The sequence below is a fragment of the Streptomyces sp. NPDC091377 genome (assembly GCF_044757045.1).
GTDB lineage: Bacteria > Actinomycetota > Actinomycetes > Streptomycetales > Streptomycetaceae > Streptomyces.
Window position 1 is genome coordinate 126,916 of sequence record NZ_JBIVUE010000001.1, and the last position, 25,821, is coordinate 152,736.

Consider the following 25,821-nt stretch of genomic DNA (forward strand, 5'->3'; position numbering starts at 1 on the left):
TCCGGCCGCGCAACCCGATCATCGTGTCAGTGACCTCCCCCACGGCCGCTCGCCGAAACGTGCGGTGAAACACCTGTCCGCAGGATCTTCGCAGCCCCCGTCCCATACGGCCCGAGTGAGGTGTGTGTCTCACCTCTCAGTTTCGCAGATGTATGGGGGAGGGCCATCGGTTTGCGCCGCCGCGCCCCCCGCGCGCCGTCCCACAACCTCCCACGCCCCCTTCCTCCCCGCAGCCACACCGCCACCCCCGCCACGCCCGCCGCCCGAACGCCCTGTCCTACCCTGAAAACGTCACTGCACCCGGAGTCCGAGAAGTCGGAGAAGTCGCAAGGTCATGAGCGAACTGCCATATCCATACGAAGCACCCGCCTCGCAGGCGCTGTTCGACCGTGCGGCGGCCGTCACGCCCGGTGGCGTGAACTCGCCGGTGCGCGCCTTCCGCGCGGTCGGCGGCACCCCCCGGTTCATGGTGTCCGGGACCGGCCCCTATCTCACCGACGCCGACGGACGCGAGTACGTCGACCTCGTCTGCTCGTGGGGGCCGATGATCCTCGGCCACGCCCACCCCGAGGTGATCGCCGCCGTCCAGGACGCCGTCGCCCGCGGCACCTCCTTCGGCACCCCCGGCGAGGGCGAGGTCGCGCTCGCCGAGGAGATGGTCGCCCGGGTCGCCCCGCTGGAGCAGGTGCGGCTGGTCTCCAGCGGCACCGAGGCCACCATGTCCGCCATCCGCCTCGCCCGCGGCTTCACCGGCCGCGCCAAGGTGATCAAGTTCGCCGGCTGCTACCACGGCCATGTCGACGCCCTGCTCGCCGCCGCCGGCTCCGGCGTCGCCACCTTCGCCCTCCCGGACACCCCCGGGGTCACCGGGGCCCAGGCCGGCGACACCATCGTGCTGCCGTACAACGACCTCGAAGCCGTGCGCGCCGCCTTCCACGCCCACCCCGGCGAGATCGCCTGTGTGATTACCGAGGCGTCGCCCGGCAACATGGGCGTCGTCCCGCCGCTGCCCGGCTTCAACCAGGGCCTCAAGGACGCCTGCGCCGAGAACGGCGCCCTCTTCATCTCCGACGAGGTGATGACCGGCTTCCGCACCAGCCGCGCCGGGTGGTACGGCGTCGACGGCGTCGCCCCCGACCTGCTGACCTTCGGCAAGGTCATGGGCGGCGGCTTCCCCGCCGCCGCGTTCGGCGGTCGCGCCGACGTCATGGCCCACCTCGCCCCCGCCGGGCCCGTCTACCAGGCCGGCACCCTCTCCGGGAACCCGGTCGCCACCGCCGCCGGCCTCGCCCAACTGCGCCTCCTCGACGACGCGGCCTACGCCGCCGTGGACACCGCCTCCGCCCGGATCCAGGGGCTCGTCACCGAGGCCCTCGCCAAGGAGGGCGTCGCCCACCGGCTCCAGCGGGCCTCCAACATGTTCTCGGTCTTCTTCACCGACCGCGAGGTCCGCGACTACGAGGACGCCCGGCGGCAGGAGTCGTTCCGCTTCAACGCCTTCTTCCACTCCCTGCTCGCCGACGGCGTCTACCTGCCGCCCTCGTCCTTCGAGTCCTGGTTCGTCTCCGCGGCCCACGACGACCGGGCCATCGAGCGGATCGCCGACGCCCTCCCGGCGGCGGCCCGAGCGGCGGCGGAGGCCACGGCGGGATGACGACCGAGAGCAGCACGGACCACACCGGCACCACGGGCGGCGGCACCGACGTCACCGTCGTCCACGTCATGCGCCACGGCGAGGTCGCCAACCCGGACGGCATCCTCTACGGACGGCTGCCCGGCTACCACCTCTCCGACCTCGGGCTCCGTATGGCCGACCGGGTCGCCGAACATCTCGCCACCCGGGACATCACCCATGTCGTCGCCTCCCCGCTGGAGCGCGCCCAGGAGACCGCCGTCCCCGTCGCCAAGACGCACGGCCTCGACCTCGGCACCGACGCGCGGCTGATCGAGGCCGGGAACATCTTCCAGGGCAAGACCTTCGGCGTCGGCGACGGCGCCCTGCGCAGCCCCGAGAACTGGAAGCACCTGGTCAACCCGTTCCGGCCGTCGTGGGGGGAGCCCTACATCGACCAGGTCGTACGGATGATGGGGGCGCTGGACGCCGCCAAGGACGCGGCCCGCGGCCATGAGGCGGTGCTGGTGAGCCATCAGCTGCCGATCTGGATCGTGCGGTCGTACGTCGAGCGGCGGCGGCTCTGGCACGACCCGCGCAAACGGCAGTGCACGCTCGCCTCGCTCACCTCGTTCACCTACGACGGCGACCGGATCGTCTCCGTCGGCTACAGCGAACCGGCGCGGGACCTGGTGCCGCCGCATCTGCTTGCGGGGGCGAAGGGCGTCAAGGGCGTCAAGGGAAAGGACAAGGCGTTCGGGGCGTAGCGCTCCGCCCTGAGTGAGGGCCGGGCCGGAGGGTTGCCTCCGCTCGGCCCTTTTCTTCGCCCTATAGCAGTTTGTGACGGGTTTGTTGCATTTATTTGCAAACATTCACTCGTACGAGGAACCTCCCCCTGTTCGCCCTCCCTCTGACTGGGTGACCACCAGCCAGCGGGAACGGACAGGGACGGCATGCCTCACATCAATCGCAGGGGAGCGATGGCACTCGGCGCGGGAGCGGGGGCGGCTGCCGCTCTGGGACTGGTCGGGTGCGCTACCTCGACGGACGGCGGGAGCGGGTCCGGCGGTTCCGGGAGCGGACGGGCCGGCGGATCGCAGAGCCCGAGCGCCCCCGCGAAGCCGATCGGCGACGGCTCCACCGCCTTCACCGGCAAACAGCCGCACCAGCCGAAGCCCCCGCGGCCGTTGGAGCCGGGGGAGGAGCCGCCGCAGTTCGTGGTCTTCTCCTGGGACGGCGCCGGCGAGGTCGGCAACGGACTCTTCCCGCGCTTCCTCGACCTGGCGAAGGAGCACGGCGCGCACATGACGTTCTTCCTCTCCGGGCTATATCTGCTGCCCGAGTCGAAGAAGCGGCTCTACGACCCGCCGAACAACCAGCGCGGCGCCTCCGACATCGGCTACCTCACCGACGCGCACATCAAGGACACCCTCAAGAACGTGCGCCGCGCCTGGCTCGACGGGCACGAGATAGGCACCCACTTCAACGGCCACTTCTGCGGCGGCTCCGGCTCCGTCGGCAACTGGACGCCGAAGCAGTGGGCCAGCGAGATAGAGCAGGCCAAGGCGTTCGTGAAGGAGTGGCGCAGCAACTCCGGTTGGACGGACCTGCCGTCCCTCCCCTTCGACTACGACAAGGAACTCATCGGCGGCCGTACGCCCTGTCTGCTCGGCCAGGAGAACCTGCTGCCCACCGCCCGTGAGCTGGGCTGGCGCTACGACGCCTCCTCGCCGGGCGGACGCCAGGTGTGGCCGGTCAAGAAGAGCGGACTGTGGGATCTGCCCCTCCAGGCGATCCCGTTCCCCGGCCGGGGCTTCGAGGTGCTGTCCATGGACTACAACATCCTCGCCAACCAGTCGATCAACTCCACCAACGCGCCCTCCCGCAACTACCCGCGCTGGCGCGAGCAGGCCGCCGGCGCCTACATATCAGGCTTCAAGCGGGCCTACGAGGGCAATCGCGCCCCCTTCTTCGTCGGCAACCACTTCGAGGAGTGGAACGGCGGCATCTACATGGACGCCGTCGAGGAGGCCATCAAGCACATGGCGCGCGAGAAGGAGAAGGGCGGGGACATACGTCTCGTCTCCTTCCGGCAGTTCGTCGACTGGCTGGACGTGCAGAAGCCGGAGGTGCTGGAGCGGCTGCGCGGACTGGACGTCGGGCAGAAGCCGACCGGGGGCTGGAAGGCGTACCTCGGAAGCGACGGCACGGGCGGCACCGGCGACACCGGTGGTACGGGCGACACCGGAGGTACCGGAGGTACCGGCGACACGGGCGACACCGGAGGTACCGGCGACACCGGGGGAACGGGCGGCACCGAGGGCACCGGATCCGGCCAGGAAGACGCGGCCTGAAATGGGGGTTTCCGGTCCGTAGGGGGGTGCGCAAGATCCCCGGAACGGACATGCGAAACTTTTCACATGAGTGCCGCCAGCCGCGCCCCCCTGCGCTCGAACCGCACCAGCCGCCCCGCCGACCGCGTCCGCCGCCGCGCCGCCCTGGGGGCCGGCGCCGCCGTGGTCGCCCTGCTCACCACCGCGTGCAGCTCCGGCGGGACGTCGGGCGGTGGCGGTGACACCGGCTACGTCAGCGGTCCCGACGGCATCGCCACGGTGAAGAAGGCGGAGCGGGTCGCCGTCCCCGAACTCTCCGGCCCGACCGTCGACGGCGAGTCCCTGAACGTCGCGGACTACAAGGGCGATGTCGTCGTACTGAACATCTGGGGCTCCTGGTGCCCGCCCTGCCGGGCCGAGGCGAAGAACTTCGAGAAGGTCTACCAGGACGTCAAGGACCAGGGCGTCCGGTTCGTCGGCATCAACACCCGCGACAGCACCACCGACAAGGCCCTCGCCTTCGAGGAGGAGTTCGGCGTCAGCTATCCGAGCCTGTACGACCCGACCGGGAAGCTGATGCTCCGCTTCGAGAAGGGCACCCTCAACCCGCAGGCCATCCCCTCCACCCTGGTCATAGACCGGGACGGCGAGATCGCCGCGCGCACCCTCCAGGCACTCAGCGAGGAGAAGCTGCGCAAGATGCTCGCTCCGGTCCTCGCGGAGAAGTGACATGGCCGGATTGTCTGGTGTATCCGCAATGGTCGCGACCTCCGAGGTGTCCGGAGTCCCGGCCACCTCCGTACTGGCCGCCGTCGGCAACAACGAGACCGTCCTCAACGGCGCCCTCCTCGTGGCCCTGCCCATCGCCCTGCTCGGCGGGCTCATCTCCTTCTTCTCCCCGTGCGTCCTGCCCCTCGTCCCCGGTTACCTCTCCTACGTCACCGGAGTCACCGGCACCGACCTCGCCGAGGCCCGCCGCGGCCGGCTGGTCGCCGGGGCCTCGCTCTTCGTCCTCGGCTTCACCGCCGTGTTCGTCTCCACCGGCGCGCTGTTCGGCTACTTCGGGCAGACCCTCCAGGAGAACCAGACCGTCCTGACCCGTGTCCTCGGCGTCGTCATGATCGTGATGGGCGCCTTCTTCATGGGCGCGCTGCCCCGGCTCACCCGGCGCGAGTTCCGCTTCCACCGCAGACCGGTGACCGGACTGGTCGGCGCCCCGCTGCTCGGCGCGCTGTTCGGCGTCGGCTGGACACCGTGCATCGGCCCGACCCTCTCCTCCGTGATCATCCTCTCCTCCGAGCAGGGCAGCGCGGGGCGCGGCGCGATACTGACCGTCGCCTACTGCCTCGGCCTCGGCGTCCCCTTCGTGCTCGCCGCGGTCGCCTTCCGCCGGGCCCTCGGCGCCTTCGGCTGGGTCAAGCGCCACTATGTCTGGGTGATGCGCGTCGGCGGCATCATGATGATCGCGACCGGGGTGCTGCTGCTGTCGGGTGTCTGGGACATCCTCGTGCAGCAGATGCAGACCTGGTCCAACGGCTTCACTGTGGGGATCTGATCGATGAGCGACACCGAGACCGGAGCGAAGAACGGCGCGAAGAACGGCGCGACGACCGGTGCGGACACCGATGCGGACACCGATGCGGACTCCGGTGCGCGCGGCACCTCCGCCGATCAGAGCGACCAGAGCGACCAGAGCGCTCGGCGCGAGGACAGCGCTCGGCGCGAGGACAGCGCTCAGAGCGAGGACAGCGCTCAGAGCGAGGAGAGCGAACTCGGCGCGGCCGGCAGCCGGCTCTCCACCGCGCCCCGCGAGGACGCCCCCGGACCGGTCGCCTTCGGATTCGTCGGCTGGCTGCGCTGGTTCTGGCGGCAGCTGACCTCCATGCGGGTCGCGCTGCTGCTGCTCCTGCTGCTCTCGCTCGCCGCGATCCCCGGCTCGCTGATCCCGCAGACCGGGATCGACGCGACCCTCGTCGACGACTTCCGCCGGCGTCACGAGACCCTCGGGCCGGTCTACGACACACTCGGCCTCTTCAACGTCTACAGCTCGGTGTGGTTCTCCGCGATCTACATCCTGCTCTTCGTCTCCCTCATCGGCTGCATCGTGCCCCGCATCTGGCAGTTCGTGGGCCAGCTGCGCAGCCGGCCGCCGGGCGCCCCCAAGCGGCTCACCCGGCTGCCCGCCTACACCACCTGGCGCACCGAGGCCGAGCCCGAGCAGGTCCGCGAGGCCGCGCTCGCCGTGCTGGGGCGCAGCCGCTTCCGCGCCCATGTCGCCGGTGACGCCGTCGCCGCCGAGAAGGGGTACCTGCGGGAGCTGGGCAATCTCGTCTTCCATGTCGCGCTCGTCGTGATGCTGATCGCCTTCGCCTGGGGCCAGCTCTTCCGGTACGAGGGCAACAAGCTGATCCTGGAGGGCGACGGGTTCGCCAACACCCTCACCCAGTACGACGACTTCAAGTCCGGCAACCTCTTCAGCCAGGACGACCTCGACCCCTTCAGCTTCACCCTGAAGGACTTCCGCGGCACCTACGAGCCCACCGGGCCCAACCGCGGCACCCCGCGGATCTACGAGGCGAAGATCGACTACAGCGTCGGCGCGTACGGCGAGGAGCGGTCGCGGACCATCAAGGTCAACGAGCCCCTCGACATCGACGGCTCCAAGGTCTACCTGGTCAGCCATGGCTACGCGCCCGTGATCACGGTCCGGGACGGCAAGGGCAAGGTCGTGATGGACCGGGAGGCGGTCGCGCTGCTGCCGCTCGACTCGTTCGTCACCTCCTCCGGCGCCATCAAGGTCATGGACGGCTACCGCAACGCCAAGGGCGAGCGCGAGCAGCTCGGGTTCAACGCCTTCTTCGTGCCGACCTTCGCCGGTGAGGGACAGGGCACGATGGTCTCCCAGTTCCCGGCGGTCCTGGACCCGCGGCTCGCGCTCTCCGCGTACCACGGCGACCTCGGGGTGAACTCCGGCATCCCGCAGAGCATCTACCAGCTCGACAAGACCAACATGAAGGAGTTCAAGGACAAGAACGGCGAGCTGTTCAAGCAGCGGCTGGCCATCGGCGAGACCATGGAACTCCCCGACGGCGCCGGTTCCGTCACCTTCGAGGGCGTCCAGGAGTGGGCCGGCTTCCAGGTCGCCAAGCAGCCCGCCAGTGGCTGGGCCCTCGCCGGTTCCGTCGCCGCGATCCTCGGCCTCGCCGCGTCCCTGTTCGTCCAGCGCCGCCGGGTGTGGGTCCGGGCCGTGAAGGGCCCCGACGGCATCACCGTCGTGGAGATGGCCGGCCTCGGCCGCAGCGAATCCGCCCGGGTCCCCGAAGAACTGGGCCGCCTCGCCGACGAGCTGTACGACACCGCCCCCGGCACCCCGGAAGCAACCCCGACCCCGGACGCCGCCCCGGGCACGTCGGAAGCGACCCCGGCCCCGGACGCCGCCCCCGGCACCCCGGAAGCGACGTCGGCTCCGGACGCCGCCCCGGGCACGTCGGAAGCGACGTCGGCTCCGGACACCGCCCCCGGCACCCCGGAAGCGACCCCGACCCCGGACGCCGCCCCGGGCACCCCGGAAGCGACGTCGGCTCCGGACGCAGCCTCGGCCCCGGACGCCGCCTCGGCTTCGGAGACCGCTTCGGCCCCGGACGCCGCTTCGGCTCCGGACCCCACCACGTCCCCCGAACCCCTCACGCCCGCCAAGTCCCCCAAGTCCCCCAAGTCCCCCGAACTCCCCAAGTCCCCCAAGCCCACCGACCCTGCCGTTTCCGCCGAAGGGGCTGAGAAGTGACGCTCGCCGCCGCGACCAACGAGAACCTCGCGAACATCAGCAATACGCTGATCTACTCCGCGATGGCCGTCTACACCCTGGCCTTCTTCGCCTACATCGCCGAGTGGATCTTCGGCAGCCGCAGCAAGGTCGGTCGTACGGCCGCCGCGCTGACCGCCGACAGCGCGGCCACCGGGAACACCGCGGCCCGATCCGCGCCCGCCGTCACCGTCCGCGAGAACGGCGGCACCGCCGTACTGGAGCGACCCAAGGTCGTCGTACGGGCGGCGGCCGGTGCGCGGGACGTGCCCGACGGGCCCGGCGCGCACGGCGGCAGCGAGAAGGGCGACCTCTACGGACGGATCGCCATCTCGCTCACCGTGGTCGCCTTCCTCGTGGAGGCCGGCGGTGTGCTCACCCGCGCGCTGTCCGTGCAGCGGGCGCCGTGGGGCAACATGTACGAGTTCAACATCACCTTCTCCACGGTGGCCGTCGGCGTCTACCTGCTGCTGCTCGCCCTGAAGCAGAACGTGCGCTGGCTCGGGCTCTTCCTGACCACGGTGGTCCTGCTCGACCTCGGCGTCGCCGTCACCGTCCTCTACACCTCCAGCGACCAGCTGGTCCCCGCGCTCCAGTCGTACTGGCTCTACATCCACGTCTCCACCGCGATCATCTGCGGCGCGGTCTTCTACGTCGGCGCGGTCTCCACGATCCTGTACCTGTTCCGCGACTCGTACGAGCTGAAGGTGGCCCGCGGCGGCACCCCCGGCCGTTTCGCCACCTCGTTCCTGGAGCGGCTGCCCGCCGCCGCCACGCTCGACAAGTTCGCCTACCGCGTCAACGCCGCCATCTTCCCGCTGTGGACGTTCACGATCATCGCGGGCGCCATCTGGGCCGGTGACGCCTGGGGCCGCTACTGGGGCTGGGACCCCAAGGAGACCTGGTCCTTCATCACCTGGGTCGCCTACGCCGGCTATCTGCACGCCCGCGCCACGGCCGGCTGGAAGGGCCGCAAGGCCGCCTACCTCGCCCTGATCGCCTTCGGCTGCTGGCTGTTCAACTACTACGGCGTCAACATCTTCGTCTCCGGCAAGCACTCCTACGCCGACGTCGGCATGGGTGCCCTCCAGGCCGTCGGCTTCTGACCCGTTACTGGTACTACTGACGTATGCAGGAAGAGACCGCACAGTCCGCGATCGACACGTTCCTCTCCGCCTTCAACGCCTCGGACGACCGCTATGTGACCGGCCTGCTCGCCCAGGCCCTCACCCCCGATGTGATCCTCTGGGGACCGCTCGGCCGCAGCGAGGGCATCGAGGCCGTCGAACGCTTCGTACGCGACATCCGCAACCATCCCGCGGGCACCGGCACGATGGTGCGGGCCTCCGGGGTGGACCTGCCCGGCGAGTGGGCCCGCTACCGCTGGGTGTTCACCACCCCGGACGGCGGCCCCCGCCTCGCCGGTACGGACGTCGTCCGTTTCCGACGCCACCAGATCGACCAGATCGTGGTCTTCGCCGGGGAGATCGAACCCACCTCCTGACCGCCCGCCCGCTCCAAGGAAACCCCAGGTCAGCGCCGCTGAGGTGGGCGAAGTGGCGCGGTTCGCGGCACGCTGGAGACATGAGCGGACCCATCGAGCGGGGCACCGGCCGGACCACCGGCGGCAGCACCCACCTCCTGCACTTCCTGGTGCGGCTCCCGCACCCCGTGGCGGAGGTCTGGCCCGCCCTGGCCACCGGCGACGGCCTCGCCGCCTGGTTCACCGGAGTCGAACGCCTCGAACCCCGGCTCGGCGGCACCGTGACCCTGCGCGGATTCGGCACCGGCCGGGTCACCGCCTGGGACGTGGAGCGGGTCGCCGAGTACACGGTGGAGCCCGGCGGCCGGATCCGCTTCCTCCTGGAACGCGACGGCGACACCGCGAGCGTCCTGCGCTTCACCCACGAGTTTCGCGGCGGGACCGAGACGGAGAGCCGCTGGCGCAGCCGCTTCGAACGCCTCCTCACCCTGCCGACCCAGCCGCCCCCCTGAGACCGTGGCCGGGGCGGTCGCCCTGTTCCAGGTAGCCGTGGAGCGCGCCCGCCCCTTCGAGCATGGCCCGGCTACGGGCCGTCAGCGCCTCCCCGCGGGTCGCGAGCGCCGCGCGCAGCGCCTCGGCGGACCCCTCGCGGCGCAACTCCTCCAGGACCGGGCGGATCCGGTCGAAGAGCTGATGGCCCGCGCGCAGGGTCCGTACGATCCGGGCGTCCCGGACGTCGGACGGCGCGAACCCCCGCTCACCGGTGACCGGATCGCGGTACGGGGTCAGCAGCCCGGCCGCCTCCCACACCCGCAGCGCGGACGTCCGTACGCCGAGCAGCGCGGCCACCTCGCCGATGCGCAGCCGGTCGGCGCCGGGCGGGGCGGCCGGTTCCCGCGCCAGCGTGTCGACGGCCTCCCGGGTGGCCCGCAGCGCCTCGCGCTCGCCGTGCAGCACGGCATGGGCGGCGTCCACCAGCGCCAGCGCCGCCGCCACGTCCCCGCCGTGCACGGCCCGCATCACCTCGCCCGCCGTCACCGGGCCGTACCCCTTCAGCAGGGTGCGGAACGTCAGCAGCGCCTGCCGGTGGACCTCCTCGAAGGCCCGGTAGCCGGTGGCCGTACGCACGGCCGGGGGCAGGATGCCCGCGTCCTCGTAGTTGCGGATCTGCTGGGTGGACAGGCCCGCGAGCCGGGCCAGATCGACGGGGCGCAGCCGCGCGCGGGGCGTCACGGACCCTTGGGACCCTCGCCCTTCCCCTCGCCCTTTCCGCCGTCCTTCTCGCCGTCCCTGTCGCCGCCGCCCCGCTCGCCGCCCCGCTCGCTGTCCCTGTCGCCGTTCCTGTCGCCGTCCCGCTCCTCGTCCCGCGGCGCGCCCTGTGCGCCGGGCCGCTCCGGCGTACCCGGGTCCCGCGGCCGGCTCGCCTCGTCGGAGAGGGACTTGAGGAACTCCGGGTTGTCGTCGGGGGCGACGAAGCCGCCGCGCCCGCCGGTGCGGACCCCGGACCAGCCCTCGGCGGCGGGGGAGCGCTTCTTGCCCGCGATCAGCCACGACAGGGAGCCGACCAGCGGGAACAGCAGGACGAGGATCGCCCACAGCGGTTTGGGCATATGACGGATGTCCTCGTCCTTCGTGCTGATGCAGTCGATGAACGCGTAGACACTCAGCGCCAGCGGCACGAGGAACATCAGCAGCCTGAGCATGTGGGACAGCCTCCTGGAACGCGGTGGAGGGCGGGCTCGGACCGGCCCCGTGACGGGGCCAGGGTAACCGCTCGGGGATACTGGGCCCCATGGCTTATGACGATCTTCGCTCCCTGCTCAGGGCACTGGAGCGCGAAGGAGACCTGAAGCGCGTCAAGGTGGAGGTCGACCCGTACCTGGAAGTCGGGGAGATCGTCGACCGGGTGCAGAAGTCAGGGGGACCGGCGCTGCTCTTCGAGAAGGTGAAGGGGTCGTCCATGCCCCTCGCCATGAATGTCTTCGGGACCGACCGGCGGCTGCTGAAGGCGCTGGGCCTGAAGGAGTACGGCGAGATCAGCGAGAAGATCGGCGGACTGCTGCGGCCCGAACTGCCGCACGGGTTCGTCGGGGTGCGCGAGGCGTTCGGCAAGCTCGGCTCGATGACGCACGTACCGCCGAAGAAGGTCAAGGACGCCCCCGTGCAGGAGGTCGTCCTCCAGGGCGAGGACGTGGACCTGGACCAGCTTCCGGCGCTGTTCACCTGGCCCAAGGACGGCGGGTCCTTCTTCAACCTCGGCCTGACCCACACCAAGGACCCGGAGTCCGGTGTCCGCAACCTCGGCCTGTACCGCCTCCAGCGCCACGACCGGCGCACCATCGGCATGCACTGGCAGATCCACAAGGACAGCCGCAACCACTACCAGGTCGCCGCCCGCCGGGGCGAACGGCTCCCCGTCGCCATCGCCTTCGGCTGCCCGCCCGCCGTGACGTACGCGTCCACCGCGCCGCTCCCCGGTGACATCGACGAGTATCTGTTCGCGGGCTTCCTCGCGGGCAAGCGGATCGAGATGGTGGACTGCAAGACCGTGCCGCTCCAGGTGCCCGCGCAGGCGGAGGTGGTTCTGGAGGGCTGGCTGGAGCCCGGCGAGATGCTGCCGGAGGGGCCGTTCGGCGACCACACCGGCTTCTACACCCCGCAGGAACCGTTCCCCGCGCTGAAGATCGACTGTGTGACGATGCGCAAGCGCCCCCTGCTCCAGTCGATCGTGGTCGGCCGCCCGCCGACCGAGGACGGCCCGCTGGGCCGCGCCACCGAACGCTTCTTCCTGCCGCTGCTGAAGATCATCGTGCCGGACATCGTGGACTACCACCTGCCCGAGGCGGGCGGCTTCCACAACTGCGCCATCGTCGCGATCGACAAGAAGTACCCCAAGCACGCGCAGAAGGTGATGCACGCGATCTGGGGGGCCCACATGATGTCCCTGACCAAGCTGATCGTCGTGGTCGACTCCGACTGCGACGTCCACGATCTCCACGAGGTCGCCTGGCGGGCCCTCGGCAACACGGACTACGCCCGCGACCTGTCGCTCGTGGAAGGTCCCGTCGACCATCTCGACCACGCCTCCTACCAGCAGTTCTGGGGCGGCAAAATGGGCATCGACGCGACGAGGAAGTGGCCCGAGGAGGGCTACACCCGCGACGGCGGCTGGCCGGACATGGTCGAGTCCGACCCGGCCACGGCCGAACGCGTCACCCGGCGGTGGCGGGAGTACGGCCTGTGAGCAGCGCCTCCGCCGCGCTCCCGCGGCCAGGACGCACCAAGGCGTTCCTGCGGCTGGTGATGATCGAGCACTCGGTGTTCGCGCTGCCCTTCGCGTACATCGCCGCGCTGACGGCGATGTACGAGTGGGACAAGAACATCCACTGGGGCAAGCTGCTGCTGGTCACCGTCTGCATGGTGGGACTGCGCACCTTCGCGATGGCCGTGAACCGGATCATCGACCGCGAGATCGACGCGCGGAACCCGCGCACCGCCCACCGCGAACTGGTCACCGGCGCGATGTCCGTCCGCCACGCCTGGATCGGCGCGCTCATCGCGCTGGCCGTCTTTCTCGGCGCGGCGGCCCTGCTCAACCCGCTGTGTCTGGCCCTGGCCCCCGTCGCCGTGATCCCGATGGTGGTCTACCCCTACGGCAAGCGCTTCACCAACTTCCCCCAGGCCATCCTGGGTCTCGCCCAGGCCATGGGGCCGATCGGCGGCTGGCTGGCGATCACCGGCACCTGGTCCTGGGACGCCGTGCTCCTCGGCCTCGCCGTCGGCATCTGGATCGGCGGCTTCGATCTGATCTACGCCTGCCAGGACGTCGAGGCCGACCGCGAGACCGGCGTCATGTCGGTCCCGGCCCGCTTCGGCATCCCCGCCGCCGTCTGGTCGGCCCGCGTCTGCCACGCCGTGACGACGGCCCTCTTCGCCTGGTACGCCGTGGTCACCGACGCCGGTGCCTTCTTCTGGCTCGGCATCGCGGTCGTCGCCGGAGCCTTCGTCTACGAGCACACCATCGTCCGCCCCCACGATCTGACCCGCCTCGACCGGGCCTTCTTCAGCGTCAACGGGTTCATCGGCATCGCCCTGTTCGGGTGTGCGCTGCTGGATCTTCTCGTGCGGGGCCTGACCGTCTGACGGTCCGGCTGTCCGACCCGCCGGCTGTCTGACCTGTCGGCTGTCTGACCCGCCGGCTGTCTGACGGTCCGGCCGTCTGACCGTCCGGCCGACTGACCTGTCTGACGGTCCGGTCGTCCGACCCGTCTGACCGTCCTGCCGTCTGGCCGTTCAGTCCTGTGAACTGTGTGGCGGAAGGGCTCCGCCTCACTCTTGAGCGGGGCGGCGTCGGAGCAGAAACGCTCCGACCACCCCCGCTATCAGCCCTATCAGGTGGCCCTGCCAGCTGATGCCCTCCTGGGGGGCCAGGCCCGCCAGGAAGCTGGTGCCCCAGATCGCGGCGACGAGGACACCGGCCAGGATGCCCAGGGGGCGGCGCTCCACGAAACCCGTGACGACGAGGTAGCCGAAGAGGCCGAAGACCAGGCCGGACGCGCCGGCCGTGTTGGTGCCGTCGGGGGCGACCAGCCAGACGCCCACCCCGTCGGCCACGACGATCAAAGCGCACAGGGCCAGGAAGCGGTGTATCCCGCTGCCCAGCGCCGCGAGGAAGCCCAGCACCAGCAGCGGCACCGTGTTGGCCGCGAGGTGACCGAAGCCGAAGTGCACGAAGGCCGCCGGGACCACGTCCACCAGCTCGGACGGCTCACGGGGCGACACCCCGAAGGCGTCCAGCTCATGGCCTGTGATCACATCGACCACTTCCAGCAGCCACAGCAGCGCCACCCAGCCCAGCATCAGCCGGGCCGCCGTCCATACCCGCGCCCCGCGCGCCCGACCCGTCCGCACACCGCCGCCCGGCACACCCGTTCCGAAGCCCGCCATGACACCCCCCTTGCGGCTGATCCGTCCCTCCATGGAACGCCCGGCACCCCTTGACCGGTTCCCACCCGGCCGAGCCGGATAGGCTCGGTCCCGTGAACCGAACCAAGCCAGGAGAGACGCCCCGCGCGCCTTGGATCGTGGGGGTGTCCGGGGCCTCCGGCACCCCATACGCCGCCGCAGTGCTCCGTGCGCTCCTTGACGCGGGGGAGAGCGTCGACCTGGTGGTCTCCCGGGCCTCCCGACTGACCCTGCTGGACGAGACCGGTATCTCCTTCCGGGACGCCCACTGGCGCGACGACCTGCGCGAATGGCTGTCCCGCGGCGCCGACGGCAAGCCCGACACCTACGGCGTCGACCTCTCCGGCGTCCGGTACTGGAACGCCGGGGACCTCGCCGCGGGGCCGTCCTCGGGGTCGTACCCCACCCGGGGGATGCTCATCGTGCCCGCGTCGACCGCCTGCGTCGCCGGTGTCGCCCTCGGGCTCTCCAAGGATCTGCTGCAACGCACCGCGAGCGTCACCCTGAAGGAGGGCCGCCCGCTGGTCGTCGCCGTCCGCGAGACCCCGCTCGGCGGGCAGATCCTGCGGCACCTGGTCACCCTGGACGACGCCGGCGCCGTCGTCGTCCCCACCTCGCCCGCCTTCTACGCGGGTGCCACCCATATCCAGGACCTGGTGGACTTCGTCGCCGGCCGGATCCTGGACGCGGCCGGAGTCCCCCACACGCTCTACCGCCGCTGGACCGGGGAGATCGGCGGGGGAGCGACGGGTGAGGCGGCGGCCGAGCGGCCACTGGCTGAGCGCCCGGCGGTCGAGCGGCCGACGGTCGAGCGGCCGACGGCTGAGCGGCCGTCTGCTGAGCCGGGTGGCTGAGCCCGACGCCTGAGCCCGGCGGCCGTCCCCTCCAGGCTCCCTCCCCCCTCGCCCCCCTCCCTCCCCCCTCGCCCCTCTCCCTCCTCCCTCGCCCCTCTCCCCACTCCTCTCCCTCCCCCCTCGTACCCCTCAGACCTCTTCATCGGAAGGCTTCGATCGCATGGACGCCGTCGACAGGCAGCTCATCCAGGCCCTGCGGGAGAACGGCCGGGCCTCGTACGCCGAGCTGGGCCGTCTCGTCGGACTGTCGGGCCCCAGCGTCACCGACCGGATCAACCGGCTGGAGGCGGCCGGGGTGATCACCGGCTACCGGGCCACCGTGGACGCCGCCTCGCTCGGGCTCGGCGTCATCGCCCTCATCGGGATCTCGCTCTCCGACGCCGCCGACCATGAGGACGTGGCCCGCAGGCTGAAGGACCTCCAGGAGATCGAGGACTGCTGGTTCATCGCCGGGGACGACTCGTTCATGCTCAAGGTGCGGGCCACCGACGTGGACGGCCTGGAGCGGATCATCCGCCGGCTGAGCGGCACCAAGGGCGTCTCCCGCACCCGTACCACCATCGTCCTCTCCACCAAGTGGGAGAACCGCGTGGGCGAGCTTCCCGAAGAGGTCCAGTGACCCGACTCGGGTCACCAGGCACCTCACGGCTCCCGGCGGGCGCCGGAGTACGGTTGGTCGAGTTGTCGTGGAAAGGGCATACGCATGGACGCCGGGCTCAAGCGTGAGCTGGAGGAGAAGGTCCGTTCCGGTGAGCGGCTGACCCGGGAGGACGGCATCGCGCTGTACGGGTCGGACGATCTGGCCTGGCTCGGCGGCCTCGCCCACGAGGCGCGCACCCGCGAGAACGGTGACGTCGTGCACTTCGACGTCAACCGGCGCCTGGACCTGACCGCCGAGGAGGCGGTGAAGTTCGCCGGGGACCTCGCGGAGGAGAACCTCACCGAACTGCACCTCGCCGGTGCCCCGCACCCCGATCTGCCCTGGGACTCCCACCCGCGCGCCCTGCGCGAACTGAAGGCCGCGCTGCCCGGCGTGGCCCTCAAGGCGTTCACCGCCACCGGGCTCCACCAGGTGGAGACGGTCTCCGGACGGTCCGCCTCCGCACTCCTGGACGAGCTGATCGACGCCGGTCTGGAGTCCCTCACCGACGGCGCCGAGAGCCTCGACACGGCGGCCGGGCAGGACGCCGTAGGCCCTCGCACGCGGTGGGAGGACTGGGCGCGGATCCACCGGCTGGCGCACGAGAAGGGGCTGAAGACCCCGTGCGCCCTGCCGTACGGCCCGGCCGAGGAGCCCCACGGGTGCGTGGACCAGGTGCTGCGGCTGCGGGAACTCCAGGACGGGACCGGCGGTTTCCAGGTCTTCGTGCCGTTGAGCCCCCAGGAGCGGACCGGTGCGGCCGTCACCCCGCTGGAGGCACTCAAGACCGTCGCCGTCTCCCGGCTGCTGCTCGACAACGTCCCGCATGTGAGGGTCTTCTGGGCGACGCACGGCGTGCAGACCGCCCAGCTCGCCCTCCAGTACGGCGCGGACGACCTGGACGGCCCGGTCGCCGAGCACCGGCCCACCGGCGAGGTCGGAGGGGCTGGAGGGGCTGGAGGGGCTGGAGGGGCCGGAGAGGCCGGGCAGGCCGGCGGTCGCGGCACCGCCCCGAAGGACCGGACGACCCCCGGGGACCCGCTGCCCCGCGAGGACCTGATCGACCTGATCCGCGACGCCGGTTTCCGCCCGGCGGAGCACGACGGCCGCTACGGGACCGTCCGCGCGTACGACGGCCCCGACCCGGCCCGCCGGGAGTCCCCGCAGCCGATGCGGCTCTGAGCGCCACCATGACCCTGACCTTCACCCTGGACCCCGCCGTCGACACCGCCCTGCGCGACGGGATCCTCGACCTGTGGGCGGACGTCTCCCACGCGGGCGGCGCGGTGGGCTTCGTACCGCCCGTCGACCGCGAGGCGATCCGGCCCGAACTGGTCAAGCACTTCGCGGCGATGGCCGAGGGCCGCACCCGGCTGCTCGTCGGCCACGACCCGGAAGGACGGGTCGCCGCCACCGCCTTCCTCACCTTCAACAGCCACCGGCTCATGACCCACTGGGTGTGGCTCTACACGGTGATGGTCCACCCCCGCCACCAGGGCCGGGGTTACGGCCAGGACCTGCTGGCCGAGGCCGAGAGCGCGGCCCGGGGCTTCCCGGGCGTCGAGGCGGTCCGGCTCACCTGCCGGTCCGGCCTCGGCCTGGAACGGTTCTACGCCCGCGGCGGCTACAAGGAGGTCGGCCGGGTCCCCGCCGCCATCCGGGTCGCCCCCGGCGACGACCGCGACGACGTGATCATGCTGCTGCCGCTGGTCTGATCCCGCTGGTCCGACCGTCGACCCGGCACCCCCCTCCGGGGCCGGGCGCGCGGCGTGCTTGACTGGACCCCGTCCCTTTGGGGACGTTCGTACCTCCCCCGGAGCGGGGACCGCCAGGAAACGGAAGAGTGGGTTGAGATGCTCCGCTACACGCTGATGCGCCTCGGAATCTTCGTGGCCTGCCTCGTGGTCGTCTGGGGCCTCGTCTACAGCGGCCTCGCCCCGCGCGGCCTCGGTGACTCCAACGGCATGTGGGTCGTCCTGCTCGCGCTGGTGATCTCGGCGCCGATCAGCTTCGTCGTGCTGCGCAAGGAGCGCGACCGAGCCTCCGTCGGCATCGTCAACCGGGTGGACCGGATGAAGGCCGACCTGGAGGCCGACCGCACCCAGGAGGACGCGGCCGACGACGCCGCCCGCGCGCGTGCGGCGAAGGCCGCCCAGCCGCGCCCGTCCTCCCCGCAGGGCCAGACCTCCTAGGCCCCCTTCCCCCCCGCAGGGCCAGACCTCGTAGCTCCCCTCCTCCCCGCAGGGCCAGATCTCCTAGGCCCCTAGGTCCCCTTCCTCCCCGGCAGGGCCGGACCCCGTAGCTCCCCTCGGTCCCTCGCGTCCCTCCCGCTCCTTCCGTACGGCAGCGCCCCGGTCACCGGCCGGGGCGCTTTGTTTTCCATGTGTGACCTGGGTGGCATACCTCTCAAAGAAAGGCTTTGAGCAACTCAAAGCAACGGTGTTACGGTCTTGCCATGAAGTCCGCAGCCGAGTCCGCCATGCCTCCGAGCGTCCCGCTCGTCGAGCGCCTGCATGTGGACCTCTGCCGGTGCGCGTCCGCAAGCTGTCGTCCCTGACATCTCACCCCACGCCCGTCACTTCACGTCGGCCGTACGTCAGCCGCCAGCCTTCCCGTCCCCGTGCGCATCCCCCATCGGAGCATGTCCGTGTCCGCGAACACGCAGTCCCCGCAGTCCCCCAAGCCGTCCATACGTTCCCCGAAGCTGCCCTTCAAGGTGCCCTTCTGGGCCCAGATCATCATCGGTCTCCTGCTCGGCGTCCTGCTCGGCTGGATCGCCAGGACGTACGACGTCTCCTGGCTGGTCACCACGCTGGAGAAGATTGGCGACACCTTCATCGGCCTGCTGAAGCTGGCCGTCGCCCCGCTCGTCTTCTTCGCGATCCTGGTCTCGATCACCAATCTGCGGAAGGTCAACAACGCCGCCCGGCTGGCCTCCCGCACCCTGCTCTGGTTCATGATCACCTCGCTGATCGCGGTGGCCATCGGCATCGTCATCGGGCTGGTCACCAACCCCGGCGCGGGCACCGGCCTCACCCCGGCCGACGGCGGCAAGCCGGAGTACCAGGGCTCCTGGATCGACTTCCTCACCGGGATCATCCCGCCGGACGTCATCACCCCGTTCACCGAGCTGAACGTCCTTCAGATCGTCTTCATGGCCGCCGTCGCCGGTATCGCCGCCCTCCAGCTCGGCGACAAGGCCCAGCCGATCCTCAGCTTCAGCGAGTCGGTCCTCGAACTGCTCCAGAAGGCCCTGTGGTGGATCATCCGGCTCGCCCCGCTCGGCACGGTCGGCCTCATCGGCAACGCGATCGCCACCTACGGCTGGGACCTGATCAGCAAGTACGCCACCTTCACCGCCGACATCTACGTCGGCTGCGCGATCGTCCTGTTCATCGTGTACCCGGCGCTGCTCGCCACCGTCGCCAAGGTCAACCCGATCCAGTTCTTCAAGGGTGCCTGGCCGGCGATCCAGCTCGCCTTCGTCTCCCGCTCCTCGGTCGGCACCATGCCGCTGACCCAGAAGGTCACCGAGCGGCTCGGGGTGCCGAAGGAGTACGCGTCCTTCGCGGTGCCGTTCGGCGCCACCACCAAGATGGACGGCTGCGCCGCGATCTACCCGGCCATCGCCGCGATCTTCGTGGCGCAGATCTTCGACATCCAGCTCGGTGTCGGTGACTATCTGCTGATCGCGTTCGTCTCGGTCGTCGGTTCCGCCGCCACCGCCGGACTCACCGGTGCCACGGTGATGCTGACGCTCACCCTGTCCACGCTCGGTCTGCCCATGGAGGGCGTCGGTCTGCTGCTGGCCATCGACCCGATCCTGGACATGATGCGCACCGCCACCAACGTCGCGGGCCAGGCCCTGGTCCCGGTCCTCGTCTCGGCCCGTGAGGGCATCCTCGACCGTGACGCCTTCGACAGCGCGGGCGGTTCCCCGGTGGACGAGCCGAAGCACGAGGTCACCGACAAGCGTCCGGTGCCGGCCACCGCCTGACCCTCCCTGCCGCCCTCTCCGGTCTCCACCGCCTCCCCGCGGGAAGCCGGAGCGGGCCTCTCCCCACGCCGAGGGGCCGCCCGCCGACCGCGAGCGGCCCCTCGGCGTATGCGGGCCCCGTGGGCGCCCGCGACCTCCGGGCGAACGTACGCTGAGGCGCATGGGTGCTGTGAAGGCCAAACGGATGCCGCGGGCCGTGCGGGAGCAGCAGATGCTGGACGCCGCGGTGCGGATCTTCGGGCAACGCGGTTACGCGGCGGCCTCGATGGACGACATCGCGGAACTGGCGGGCGTGTCCAAGCCGTTGGTGTATCTGTACCTCAACTCCAAGGACGACCTTTTCACGGCCTGCATCCGCCGCGAGGCGCACGCGCTGGCGGAGGCCGTACGGGCCGGGGCACGGGCCGATCTGCCCGCCGACCGGCAACTGTGGGAGGGGCTGCTGGCGTTCTTCACCCACACCGCCGGGCACCCCGACGGCTGGGCGGTGCTGCACCTCAGGGCACGGACGCACGGCGACCGGTTCGCGGCCGAGGTCAACGCCATGCGGGCGGGGATCGTGGCGCTGGTGACGCAGTTGATAGCGGTCGTGGCGGAGGAGGGCTCCGGAGATCCGGACGGGCGGGGTGGTGCGGAGGCTGCGGACGATGCGAGCCTTCGTGGTGCCTCTGGTGCCTCTGGTGACCCTGGTATCCCTGGTGACCCTGGTATCCCTGGTGCACGCCCTGCCCCCGGCACGGATCTCGCCGGGCTCGCGGAGGCGCTCGTCGGGGCCGCCGAGTCCCTCGCCGCCTGGGCCAACGCCACCCCGGGCGTCACCGCCCGGCAGGCCGCGGCCACCCTCATGAACTTCGCCTGGACCGGGCTGGGCGCCCTGCTGGCCGGACAGCGCTGGTCACCCCCGGCCGCCGGGTGACGCGTCGGGCGTCCCCCACCGTCCCCGGCGGGAACACCGGTCTGCGGTACCCCGCAGGAGCGAGTTGCGGTCGCCGGAGACCCGGCCGTACCGCCGCCCGAGGCCGCCGTCGAGCCGCAGACGGACGGCCCGCACGGGGAGCGGGGACCCGTCGTCCGTGACCGTTCCCCGCACCGGCCGCCCACCGGAGCGGAGCGCGGGGGAAGTCGGCGTCGGGGCGCGGCCGTCTGAAGGGGATCGCAGGACCGAGTGCAGTGCCATCGACAACTCCCCGCGCGTTACCGGATACTGACTCCTGAGTAACATTACCGCAGGTAACGCCGTTCGCCCGGTACCACGATCACACAGCCCCGCCTCCGGACCGTCCCCCCGTCGCACCAAGGTCCCGCCCGTGAACGTCTCCGTACGCGTCGCGCGTACCTCATGCAGCAGAGCCGCGCGCACGGTGGCGTTCGGTCGCTGCGGGCCCCAGGAGCTGCCATGACCACCTCGTACTCGTCGTCCGCCGCCACCCCGCCCCCCGATCCCGACCCCGCCCTGGACTACGGCCCCGACTACGACCCCGACGGCGGCCCCGTGCTGGTGGTGCCCGAGGTGCGGCGGCTGGACGGGGAGGTGCGGGAGGCGGCCGTACCGCCGCTCGTGGCACCGGTGTCCTACGGCTCGCTGGCCGATCTGCCGTTCGACAACGCGGCCACGGCGCCCGCCCACCCGGTGCTCAGCCGGCGCGCGGCGGACGGGACCTGGGCGGACGTGACGGCGGCCGAGTTCGCCACGCAGGTGCGGGACGTGGCGAAGGGGCTGATCTCCGAGGGACTGATGCCGGGCGACCGGATCGCGTTCATGGCGCGGACGTCGTACGAATGGACCCTGCTGGACTTCGCGGCCTGGGCCGCCGGTCTGGTGACCGTGCCGGTCTATCCGACCTCCTCCGTCTACCAGGTCCGCTGGATCCTCCAGGACTCGGGCGCGGTGGCGATGCTGACCGAGACACCGGGCCAGGCCGCCGCGATGGGCCCGGAGCTGGGACATCTCCCGGAACTGCGGCACTTGTGGACCATCGACAAGGGCCATGTGGACCTGCTGGCCGAACTGGGCCGCGCGCTGCCGGACTCCGAGGTGGGCGTGCGGCGCGGGGTGCTCGGCCCCGACACCCTCGCCACCATCGTCTACACCTCGGGCACCACCGGCCGCCCCAAGGGCTGCGTGCTCACCCACGGCAACTTCCTCGCCGAGGTGGACAACGCGATCGAGCTGCTCTACCCGGTCTTCAAGGCGCGGACCGACGAAGAGCCCTCCACACTGCTCTTCCTGCCGCTGTCCCATGTCTTCGGACGGATGGTGGCGATCGCGTGCGTCCGGGCCCGGGTGCGGCTCGGGCACGCGCCCAGCCTCAAGGCCGAGGACCTCCTCGCCGACCTGGCCGCCTTCCGGCCGACCTTCCTGCTCGCCATCCCGTACATGGTGGAGAAGGTCTACAACAGCGCCCGCGCTCGCGCCGAACGCGGCGGGAAGAGCGGTACCTTCGACCGCGCGGCCCGGGTCGCCCGGCGCTACGGCGAAGCCGTGGAGGCGGGCCGCGGCGGCACCGGGAACGGTCCGGGACGCGGACTGCGGACCGCCCGCGCGCTGTACGACCCGCTGGTCTACCGCAAGATCCGCAACGCCCTCGGCGGCCGGGTCCGCCAGCTGATCTGCGGCGGCTCCCCGCTGAGCCGGGACATCGCCGCGTTCTACGCGGGCGCCGGCATGGAGATCTACGAGGGCTACGGACTGACCGAGTCCACCGGCGCGGCCACCGTCACCCCACCGCTCAAGCCCCGTCTCGGCACCGTCGGCTGGCCGCTGCCCGGCACCCGGGTACGGATCGCCGCGGACGGCGAGATCCTGCTCGCCGGCGGCCCGGTCTTCCGGGGCTACTGGGACCCGGCCGCGGGTGGGGTGGTCCCGGCGTCGCCGGACGGCTGGTTCCCCACCGGCGACCTGGGCCGCCTGGACGACGAGGGCTATCTGACCATCACCGGCCGCAAGAAGGAGATCCTGATCACCGCGGGCGGCAAGAACATGGCCCCGGCCCCGCTGGAACACTTCCTGCGTACCCACCCGCTGATCTCCCAGGCCCTCGTCCTGGGCGACCGCCGCCCCTACATCACCGCGCTGCTCACCCTCGACCCCGAGGGCATCACCCACTGGCGCCAGATGACCGGCAAGCACCCGGTACCGCCGGAACTCCTCGCCGAGGACCCGGAACTGGCGGCGATCCTGCAACGCGCCGTGGACGAGGCCAACCGGCAGGTCTCCCGCCCCGAGTCGATCCGCCGCTTCACCGTCCTGCCCGTCGGCTTCACCGAGGAACGCGGCCACCTCACCCCGACGATGAAGCCCCGCAGGGAACAGATCCTGCGCGACTTCTCGGCGGAGGTGGAGGCGATGTACGACCACTGACCCCGGTCACACCTCTCCGGCGGGGCGTGTCAGACCAGTGACACCGACACCGGTGACACCGACGTCAGTGACATCGACGCACGACACCGGTGACACCGACACCGGCGCGGTCGTCACCGTCGTCCGGGCCCGCGTCTACGCCCATGTCCCCTTCCCCCTGCTCCACATGGCCCCGGCGGTCGCCTCACTGGCCCTGGCCCTGGCCCTGGCCCTGGCCCTGGGCCTGGGTCTGGCGGCCTGGCGGCCCGGGGGCAGCGGTCCGGCCCGTCCCCCCGCCCGGCAGGGCCACCGTCTCCGCGAACGCCCGGGCCAGCGGCGACAGGGCCGACCAGCGCCGCACCGCCCACCCCACGGTCAGCGGGCGCAGCTCGGGCAGCGGCACCAGCCGCAGGTCACCCGTGACCGGAACCCCGCGCCGCCCGTTCACCCGCAGCCCCGGCAGCGCGGGCACCACCGCCCGGCCCAGCCCCAGCTCGGCCAGGAGCAGCGCCGTGTCCCAGTCGGCCACGCTGGTGTCGAACACCAACCGCACCCCGGCCTCCACGCACGCCGCGTCCAACTGCGCCGCCGACGTGGAGTTGGGCGGCAGCCGGATCAGCCGCAGGTCGGTCAGCTCACGGATCTCCGCGTACGGCCGCGCGGCCAGCGGATCGCCGGCCCGCACCGCGAGCACCCACGGCAGATCCACCACCGCCCGCTGCTCGATGCCCCGCACCGGCGGCCCCAGCGTCACCCACGCCAGATCCAGCTCGCTGCCCGCCAGCGCGTCGAAGCAGGCCCGGCTCGAACTCTCCGTACGGAACTCCAGACTCACCTCGGGATAGCGCCGCCGGAACGCCACCACCGCGTCCGCCATGAAGTGCCGTACGGTCGTCGCCCCGGTCGCCACCCGTACCGAACCGCTCTCCCCGTCGGCCAGTTCCCGTAGCCGCCGCACCGCCAGATCCAGCCCGGCGAGCCCCTCGGCCGCCGCCGCCTCCAGCAGTTGACCGGCCCGGGTCGGCGCCACCCCGCGCGGCTGCCGCTCCAGCAGACTCACCCCGGTCTCCCGCTCCAGCCGCTTCACATGCTGGCTCACCGCGGACTGGGTGCACCCCAGTTCCCGCGCCACCGCGCTCAGACTCCCGGCCCGGCACACGGCCACGAACACCCGCAGATCCTCAAGCGTCACAACCCCAAGCTAACACTGGGGTGTTGCGAGGAATCCTTAGGATTGACTAAGCGGAACAGGCGTACGACGATCTCTTCCAGGGCCCAGGGCGGCAACCCGCTCCCCGCTCCCACCGGATCCGGATCCAGGGGGACACGCCGGAGCGGGTGCCGACCCCACCGGGCGCGATCTCAGCCGTGAAAGGGGACGCCCGTGCCGTCCGCCCTCTCCCGCGCCACCACGCTGCTGCGCCATCTCGGCGCGGAGTCGCTGCCGCACCCGGGCGGCACCCTGCTCACCCATCTCGACCGCGTCCACCTACGGCTGATCAGCTGGCAGGTCCGCCCCGCCCTCCAGGTCGCCGGGTTCTGCCACGCGCTCTACGGCACCGACGGTTTCCCGAAGACCCTGATCCCGCTCGACCGGCGTACGGCCGTCGCCGCCGCCATCGGCTCCGAGCCCGAGGCGCTGGTCTACCTCTACGCGAGCTGCGACCGCCGGGCCACGTATCCGGCGCTGCCCGACGGCCCCTTCCACGACCGGTTCACCGGGGCCACCCGCACCCCGTCCCGGGCCCGGCTGCGGGACTTCGCCGAGCTGACCGCCGCCAACGAACTCGACCTGGCCGCCCACGACCCCGACTTCCGCGCCCGGTACGGCCCCGAACTCCTCACCCTGTTCACCCGCTTCCGCCCCCTCCTCGGCGAGGCGGCCTGGGCGGACTGCCGGGCGGTCCTCGGGAATCGGCTCCCTTAGGCACCACGCCTACTGCGGCTTGCGGGCGAACAGGAACGCGTGCGGGGTCAGTTCACCGGACGCCTCGTCCGTCTCCCTGACCGTGCGCGAGAACATCGCGAAGCCGGCCTCCTCCAGCAGCGCGGCCATCCGCTCGGGCCGGCGCCGCAGGAAGTCCAGGGTGACGGGGTGCCCGAAGGGCTCGGTCAGGGTGCGAGGGGCGTCGCCGACCTGGAAGGCGAGCAGCAACTGGCCCCCGGGGCGCAGAACGCGGTGGAACTCGGCGAACAGCGCCGGGAGCAGCTCCACCGGGGTGTGGATGGACGAGTACATCGAGACCACCCCGGCCAGCGACCCGTCCGCCGCCCCCGTCTCCAGCATCGAGCCCCGCTCGAAGCGCAGCCCCGGGTTCTCCCGCCGGGCCACCGTCAGCATGGACTCCGACAGATCCAGGCCGTGGGCGGACAGTCCCCGCGCGGCCAGATACCCGGTCACCCGCCCGGGCCCGCACCCCAGGTCCGCGACCTCGCCCTCCGGGCCCACGAGTTCGGCGTACAGATCGAGCAGCGCCCGCTCCAGCGGCCTGTCCTCCAGCCAGTTGCACGCCATCTGCGCGTACTCCTCGGCGATGGCGTCGTAGAAGACCCTGGTCCGCGCCTCGGCCTCAGCAGCCCGCTTCCCGCCCTCGCCTCCGGCCCCGCCGTCTTCCCTGCCCCCGCCCTCTTCCCTGCCCGTGTCCCCGTTCCCGCCTGTGTCCCCGTTCCCGTTCCCGTTCTCGTTCCCGTTCTCGTTCCCGTCCTCGTTCCCGCTCCGGTTGCCGGTCGTGGTCTCGGTGTCCGTCATGGGCCCGGACCCTAACGGCAGCCACTGACAGCCGGGGCCGTGCGCG

General features: G+C 71.5%; 25 protein-coding genes and 1 pseudogene. 21 read left to right on the forward strand and 5 right to left on the reverse strand.

Annotated features, from left to right (window positions below; translation table 11 throughout):
• Positions 1-334 precede the first annotated feature (334 nt).
• From hemL to ACIQNG_RS00655, 9 genes and pseudogenes are all read left to right on the forward strand, one after another.
• Positions 335-1,654, forward strand: a complete 1,320-nt coding sequence (gene hemL, locus ACIQNG_RS00615) for a glutamate-1-semialdehyde 2,1-aminomutase (protein WP_401481971.1) — start codon at positions 335-337, stop codon at positions 1,652-1,654.
• Positions 1,651-2,379 (forward strand): histidine phosphatase family protein, encoded by a 729-nt coding sequence (locus tag ACIQNG_RS00620; protein WP_401481973.1) that lies wholly within the window; start codon positions 1,651-1,653, stop codon positions 2,377-2,379. The genes hemL and ACIQNG_RS00620 overlap by 4 nt, the downstream gene beginning before the upstream one ends.
• Positions 2,380-2,565: 186 nt before the next feature.
• Positions 2,566-3,966: a hypothetical protein gene (locus ACIQNG_RS00625; protein WP_401481975.1), complete on the forward strand. Its 1,401-nt coding sequence runs from the start codon at positions 2,566-2,568 to the stop codon at positions 3,964-3,966.
• Between the two features lie 66 nt (positions 3,967-4,032).
• On the forward strand, positions 4,033-4,674 hold the full coding sequence (locus tag ACIQNG_RS00630; protein ID WP_401481977.1) for a TlpA family protein disulfide reductase: 642 nt from the start codon (positions 4,033-4,035) through the stop codon (positions 4,672-4,674).
• 28 nt (positions 4,675-4,702) lie between these two features.
• The gene (locus ACIQNG_RS00635) at positions 4,703-5,500 is read left to right on the forward strand and encodes a cytochrome c biogenesis CcdA family protein (protein ID WP_401481979.1); all 798 of its coding nucleotides are present in this window, start codon (positions 4,703-4,705) and stop codon (positions 5,498-5,500) included.
• A gap of 3 nt (positions 5,501-5,503) precedes the next feature.
• A pseudogene (locus ACIQNG_RS00640) lies at positions 5,504-7,387 on the forward strand (cytochrome c biogenesis protein ResB); the annotation flags it as partial.
• Positions 7,388-7,725: 338 nt separating this feature from the next.
• A complete protein-coding gene (gene ccsB, locus ACIQNG_RS00645; protein ID WP_401438441.1) occupies positions 7,726-8,853 on the forward strand; it encodes a c-type cytochrome biogenesis protein CcsB in 1,128 nt (375 codons plus the stop codon).
• A gap of 23 nt (positions 8,854-8,876) precedes the next feature.
• Positions 8,877-9,251: a nuclear transport factor 2 family protein gene (locus ACIQNG_RS00650; protein ID WP_401481981.1), complete on the forward strand. Its 375-nt coding sequence runs from the start codon at positions 8,877-8,879 to the stop codon at positions 9,249-9,251.
• Between the two features lie 80 nt (positions 9,252-9,331).
• Positions 9,332-9,742: an SRPBCC domain-containing protein gene (locus ACIQNG_RS00655; protein WP_401438436.1), complete on the forward strand. Its 411-nt coding sequence runs from the start codon at positions 9,332-9,334 to the stop codon at positions 9,740-9,742.
• Here the strand turns inward: ACIQNG_RS00655 and ACIQNG_RS00660 are convergent.
• Complete coding sequence (locus ACIQNG_RS00660; protein WP_401481983.1) at positions 9,714-10,463, reverse strand: MerR family DNA-binding transcriptional regulator; 750 nt, start codon at positions 10,461-10,463, stop codon at positions 9,714-9,716. The genes ACIQNG_RS00655 and ACIQNG_RS00660 overlap by 29 nt on opposite strands.
• Positions 10,460-10,933 (reverse strand): PLD nuclease N-terminal domain-containing protein, encoded by a 474-nt coding sequence (locus ACIQNG_RS00665; RefSeq protein WP_401481985.1) that lies wholly within the window; start codon positions 10,931-10,933, stop codon positions 10,460-10,462. Before ACIQNG_RS00665 ends, ACIQNG_RS00660 begins: the two co-directional genes overlap by 4 nt.
• Positions 10,934-11,022: 89 nt before the next feature.
• On the opposite strand from ACIQNG_RS00665, the gene ACIQNG_RS00670 reads away from it, so the two are divergent.
• Both ACIQNG_RS00670 and mqnP read left to right on the forward strand, forming a co-directional pair.
• A complete protein-coding gene (locus ACIQNG_RS00670; protein ID WP_401438427.1) occupies positions 11,023-12,474 on the forward strand; it encodes a menaquinone biosynthesis decarboxylase in 1,452 nt (483 codons plus the stop codon).
• On the forward strand, positions 12,471-13,373 hold the full coding sequence (mqnP, locus tag ACIQNG_RS00675) for a menaquinone biosynthesis prenyltransferase MqnP (protein ID WP_401438424.1): 903 nt from the start codon (positions 12,471-12,473) through the stop codon (positions 13,371-13,373). The genes ACIQNG_RS00670 and mqnP overlap by 4 nt, the downstream gene beginning before the upstream one ends.
• Positions 13,374-13,559: 186 nt before the next feature.
• On the opposite strand, the gene ACIQNG_RS00680 is transcribed toward mqnP, so the two are convergent.
• Complete coding sequence (locus tag ACIQNG_RS00680) at positions 13,560-14,177, reverse strand: rhomboid family intramembrane serine protease (RefSeq protein ID WP_401481988.1); 618 nt, start codon at positions 14,175-14,177, stop codon at positions 13,560-13,562.
• Between the two features lie 92 nt (positions 14,178-14,269).
• Here ACIQNG_RS00680 and ACIQNG_RS00685 point away from each other — a divergent pair, with 92 nt between their 5' ends.
• The 9 genes from ACIQNG_RS00685 to ACIQNG_RS00725 all read left to right on the forward strand — a co-directional run bounded on the left by ACIQNG_RS00685 (position 14,270) and on the right by ACIQNG_RS00725 (position 23,047).
• Positions 14,270-15,049: a UbiX family flavin prenyltransferase gene (locus tag ACIQNG_RS00685; protein WP_401481990.1), complete on the forward strand. Its 780-nt coding sequence runs from the start codon at positions 14,270-14,272 to the stop codon at positions 15,047-15,049.
• 160 nt (positions 15,050-15,209) lie between these two features.
• A complete protein-coding gene (locus ACIQNG_RS00690) occupies positions 15,210-15,668 on the forward strand; it encodes an Lrp/AsnC family transcriptional regulator (RefSeq protein WP_401438416.1) in 459 nt (152 codons plus the stop codon).
• A gap of 84 nt (positions 15,669-15,752) precedes the next feature.
• Positions 15,753-16,871, forward strand: a complete 1,119-nt coding sequence (locus tag ACIQNG_RS00695) for a radical SAM protein (protein ID WP_401481992.1) — start codon at positions 15,753-15,755, stop codon at positions 16,869-16,871.
• A gap of 8 nt (positions 16,872-16,879) precedes the next feature.
• Positions 16,880-17,404: a GNAT family N-acetyltransferase gene (locus ACIQNG_RS00700; RefSeq protein ID WP_401438413.1), complete on the forward strand. Its 525-nt coding sequence runs from the start codon at positions 16,880-16,882 to the stop codon at positions 17,402-17,404.
• 138 nt (positions 17,405-17,542) lie between these two features.
• Positions 17,543-17,881, forward strand: a complete 339-nt coding sequence (locus ACIQNG_RS00705) for a DUF4229 domain-containing protein (protein WP_401481994.1) — start codon at positions 17,543-17,545, stop codon at positions 17,879-17,881.
• 287 nt (positions 17,882-18,168) lie between these two features.
• Positions 18,169-18,246 carry a putative leader peptide gene (locus tag ACIQNG_RS00710; protein ID WP_401482497.1) on the forward strand — a complete coding sequence of 26 codons (78 nt, stop codon included), beginning with the start codon at positions 18,169-18,171 and terminating at the stop codon, positions 18,244-18,246.
• 84 nt (positions 18,247-18,330) lie between these two features.
• Positions 18,331-19,686 (forward strand): dicarboxylate/amino acid:cation symporter, encoded by a 1,356-nt coding sequence (locus tag ACIQNG_RS00715; protein WP_401438404.1) that lies wholly within the window; start codon positions 18,331-18,333, stop codon positions 19,684-19,686.
• A gap of 160 nt (positions 19,687-19,846) precedes the next feature.
• A complete protein-coding gene (locus ACIQNG_RS00720) occupies positions 19,847-20,602 on the forward strand; it encodes a TetR/AcrR family transcriptional regulator (protein WP_401481996.1) in 756 nt (251 codons plus the stop codon).
• 480 nt (positions 20,603-21,082) lie between these two features.
• Complete coding sequence (locus tag ACIQNG_RS00725) at positions 21,083-23,047, forward strand: AMP-dependent synthetase/ligase (protein WP_401481998.1); 1,965 nt, start codon at positions 21,083-21,085, stop codon at positions 23,045-23,047.
• A 184-nt stretch (positions 23,048-23,231) separates the two neighbouring features.
• Here ACIQNG_RS00725 and ACIQNG_RS00730 read toward each other — a convergent pair whose 3' ends face one another.
• A complete protein-coding gene (locus tag ACIQNG_RS00730) occupies positions 23,232-24,218 on the reverse strand; it encodes a LysR family transcriptional regulator (protein WP_401482000.1) in 987 nt (328 codons plus the stop codon).
• A 192-nt stretch (positions 24,219-24,410) separates the two neighbouring features.
• Between ACIQNG_RS00730 and ACIQNG_RS00735 the strand changes: the two genes are divergently transcribed.
• Positions 24,411-24,953: a DUF6817 domain-containing protein gene (locus ACIQNG_RS00735; protein WP_401438393.1), complete on the forward strand. Its 543-nt coding sequence runs from the start codon at positions 24,411-24,413 to the stop codon at positions 24,951-24,953.
• Between the two features lie 9 nt (positions 24,954-24,962).
• Here ACIQNG_RS00735 and ACIQNG_RS00740 read toward each other — a convergent pair whose 3' ends face one another.
• The gene (locus ACIQNG_RS00740) at positions 24,963-25,775 is read right to left on the reverse strand and encodes a class I SAM-dependent methyltransferase (RefSeq protein WP_401482002.1); all 813 of its coding nucleotides are present in this window, start codon (positions 25,773-25,775) and stop codon (positions 24,963-24,965) included.
• Between the last annotated feature and the right edge of the window lie 46 nt (positions 25,776-25,821).

Excerpts from the sequence above, each read along its gene's own strand:
- hemL (WP_401481971.1), top strand. The coding sequence starts at position 335 with ATGAGCGAACTGCCATATCCATACGAAGCACCCGCCTCGCAGGCGCTG.
- ACIQNG_RS00650 (WP_401481981.1), top strand. The coding sequence starts at position 8,877 with ATGCAGGAAGAGACCGCACAGTCCGCGATCGACACGTTCCTCTCCGCC.
- ACIQNG_RS00725 (WP_401481998.1), top strand. The coding sequence starts at position 21,083 with ATGACCACCTCGTACTCGTCGTCCGCCGCCACCCCGCCCCCCGATCCC.
- ACIQNG_RS00655 (WP_401438436.1), top strand. The coding sequence starts at position 9,332 with ATGAGCGGACCCATCGAGCGGGGCACCGGCCGGACCACCGGCGGCAGC.
- ACIQNG_RS00690 (WP_401438416.1), top strand. The coding sequence starts at position 15,210 with ATGGACGCCGTCGACAGGCAGCTCATCCAGGCCCTGCGGGAGAACGGC.
- ACIQNG_RS00625 (WP_401481975.1), top strand. The coding sequence starts at position 2,566 with ATGCCTCACATCAATCGCAGGGGAGCGATGGCACTCGGCGCGGGAGCG.
- ACIQNG_RS00680 (WP_401481988.1), bottom strand. The coding sequence starts at position 14,177 with ATGGCGGGCTTCGGAACGGGTGTGCCGGGCGGCGGTGTGCGGACGGGT.
- ACIQNG_RS00670 (WP_401438427.1), top strand. The coding sequence starts at position 11,023 with ATGGCTTATGACGATCTTCGCTCCCTGCTCAGGGCACTGGAGCGCGAA.
- ACIQNG_RS00710 (WP_401482497.1), top strand. The coding sequence starts at position 18,169 with ATGCCTCCGAGCGTCCCGCTCGTCGAGCGCCTGCATGTGGACCTCTGC.
- ACIQNG_RS00720 (WP_401481996.1), top strand. The coding sequence starts at position 19,847 with ATGGGTGCTGTGAAGGCCAAACGGATGCCGCGGGCCGTGCGGGAGCAG.
- ACIQNG_RS00700 (WP_401438413.1), top strand. The coding sequence starts at position 16,880 with ATGACCCTGACCTTCACCCTGGACCCCGCCGTCGACACCGCCCTGCGC.
- ACIQNG_RS00705 (WP_401481994.1), top strand. The coding sequence starts at position 17,543 with ATGCTCCGCTACACGCTGATGCGCCTCGGAATCTTCGTGGCCTGCCTC.
- ACIQNG_RS00665 (WP_401481985.1), bottom strand. The coding sequence starts at position 10,933 with ATGCTCAGGCTGCTGATGTTCCTCGTGCCGCTGGCGCTGAGTGTCTAC.
- ACIQNG_RS00630 (WP_401481977.1), top strand. The coding sequence starts at position 4,033 with ATGAGTGCCGCCAGCCGCGCCCCCCTGCGCTCGAACCGCACCAGCCGC.
- ACIQNG_RS00695 (WP_401481992.1), top strand. The coding sequence starts at position 15,753 with ATGGACGCCGGGCTCAAGCGTGAGCTGGAGGAGAAGGTCCGTTCCGGT.
- ACIQNG_RS00635 (WP_401481979.1), top strand. The coding sequence starts at position 4,703 with ATGGTCGCGACCTCCGAGGTGTCCGGAGTCCCGGCCACCTCCGTACTG.
- ACIQNG_RS00620 (WP_401481973.1), top strand. The coding sequence starts at position 1,651 with ATGACGACCGAGAGCAGCACGGACCACACCGGCACCACGGGCGGCGGC.
- ACIQNG_RS00740 (WP_401482002.1), bottom strand. The coding sequence starts at position 25,775 with ATGACGGACACCGAGACCACGACCGGCAACCGGAGCGGGAACGAGGAC.
- ACIQNG_RS00715 (WP_401438404.1), top strand. The coding sequence starts at position 18,331 with ATGTCCGTGTCCGCGAACACGCAGTCCCCGCAGTCCCCCAAGCCGTCC.